2 protein-coding genes and 1 riboswitch are annotated in these 2047 nt (G+C 34.3%); both genes read left to right on the top strand.

Going from position 1 to position 2047, the window contains the following annotated elements; genetic code table 11:
* Nucleotides 1-301: 301 nt before the first annotated feature.
* Nucleotides 302-793, top strand: coding sequence for a hypothetical protein (locus J582_RS24775; RefSeq protein WP_031982807.1), 492 nt, complete (start codon nt 302-304; stop codon nt 791-793).
* A 146-nt stretch (nt 794-939) separates the two neighbouring features.
* Nucleotides 940-1027: riboswitch (glycine riboswitch) on the top strand.
* Nucleotides 1028-1204: 177 nt separating this feature from the next.
* On the top strand, nt 1205-2047 hold an 843-nt coding region (locus J582_RS24770), incomplete at its 3' end, for an FAD-dependent oxidoreductase (RefSeq protein ID WP_050674872.1).

Here is a 2047-nt window from a genome sequence, read left to right as displayed (position 1 = left end):
GCCCAGATGAAATTGAGTAAATCAATGTATTATAACATTAAATTTAACAGTAGATTAAAAAATAATATATTTAAAAGATAGCATTTTTAAATTTTTGAAGTTGTACGAGATTTATTTGCAAGTTTCTAGATTGTAATTATTTCTTAATTAAGCTTTATCAAACCAACTTAGAGTTGAATAAGCTGCCATAATTGTTAAAATGCCCACCTTATCCTGTTTTTCTATTGTTTTTAATTTTTATTTATTTTGCGATATGGAAATTAAACACATAATAAACAGTTGTTTAGCTAAGGATTTTTGAATGCTCTCGATTTATTTAACAGATACCAGACAACATGTGCAGTTTAATGATTACCCGAGTGATCAGCCTGTTAAATTTCTGTTAAATCTTAAAAAGATTTTTCCAAGTACTGGTGATTTGCTGTTACCTGTTTTGCCTGAAGATAATAATCTGGAAAATGTCACTTGGGAATCAACGACAAAAGACTTTGAAATTTTCAAAAAATTGTTAGCCGGTTGGGGTGTTATTGAGCTTCGTTTAAATGCAATCACCACATATAAAGATAAAAATTTTGCAAATGAGTTAATTAAACAAGCTCAAGTGAAGCGAAAAAAAGTAGCGCAAAAAAATCATCAACTCTCTTTAGTTGCCTTAGATTACATTTTTATGCACGAAATTCATGCACTCATTGATGCTGAGTTGGTCACAATTGGCGAGAAGTTTTATTTACCGACCTTGAGAGAGCAGTGGAAAGGTCATGTTTCAGACCAAGTGCTTGAAGGAAAGCTTTAATAAATGGCAAAAGGTGAATTTAAAGAATTCACCTTTTTTTGTAATTAAATCAAATACTTTTATATTTAATTGAATTGCTGTACAAAAGTTTACAAGAAAAGAATGCGTTTTTTTAAAAGTGGCAGATACATTGCTTATATAAATACAAAATTATTGCGGGAGAGAGGTTCTTAAGAACCCGCCGAAGGAGCAACAGGCCCGGAAACTCTCAGGCAAAAGGACTGTAATAATTAAAAAATCTGGAGAGCAGCTTAAGATTTATAAGCATGAAGAATAAAAACTTATAAGTCATAAACTCACCGAAGGGGAAGATCGAAATGCTAAAAGGTAGTATTTAGGTCGAAACTCTCAGGTACAAATGACAGATGGGCTGTACTGATGAAATGTTTTTGCATTTCAGAGGAGTCTGTTATGCCACATGTTATTGTGATTGGTGCAGGAATCACAGGGGTTACTTCAGCCTATGAATTATCTCAATTAGGTTACCAAGTCACAGTGATTGATCGCCATCTTTATCCAGCTATGGAAACATCATTTGCAAATGGAGGGCAATTATCTGCTTGTAATGCAGAAGTCTGGAACCAGAAAGCGACCGTTATAAAAGGTTTTAAATGGATGAGGCAAAAAGATGCTCCTCTATTACTTAATCCTTCTTTTAGTTTGCACAAATATAGCTGGTTAGTTGAGTTTTTATCTCATATTAAAAATTATGAGGCTAATACGATAGAAACTGTTCGTCTAGCATTGCTTGCTCGTAAGCGCTTATTTGAAGTCGCTGAAAAAGAGCAGCTTCAATTTGATTTGGAGAAACGCGGTATTCTTCATATGTACCATACTAAGGATGACTATGATATTGCCAAGCGAGTTAATGATGTCTTGAATAAAGGGACTTTGGAGCGCTACTCAGTTTCACCTGAGGAAATGAAGTCAATCGAACCTTCTTTAACGGGTGAGTACTTTGGTGGTTATTACACACCAAGCGATGCAACTGGAGATATTCATAAATATTCAACCACTTTAGCTGAAAAGACTAAACAATATGGGGTGCAGTATAAGTTTGGCTTAGAAGTTACTGATATTAAGTGTCATACAGATAAAGTCATACTGAATTGTCAGCCAAGTGCTGAGCATCCGCATCTTTCTCAATCAGATAGCTTTCAATTAGAAGGTGATGTTCTGGTGGTTTGTGGTGGTGTTGGAAGTTATCAATTGGCTGACATGATTGGTGAGCGTGTAAATGTTTATGAATATCTC

It is taken from the genome of Acinetobacter sp. 1566109 (assembly GCF_000582255.1).
Classification (GTDB): domain Bacteria; phylum Pseudomonadota; class Gammaproteobacteria; order Pseudomonadales; family Moraxellaceae; genus Acinetobacter; species Acinetobacter nosocomialis.
The sequence above is the reverse complement of the archived record's forward strand: the minus strand, read 5'-3'. Positions and strand labels throughout refer to the sequence as shown.

Coding starts and splice junctions, on each gene's coding strand:
- J582_RS24775 (WP_031982807.1), top strand. CDS start 302: ATGCTCTCGATTTATTTAACAGATACCAGACAACATGTGCAGTTTAAT.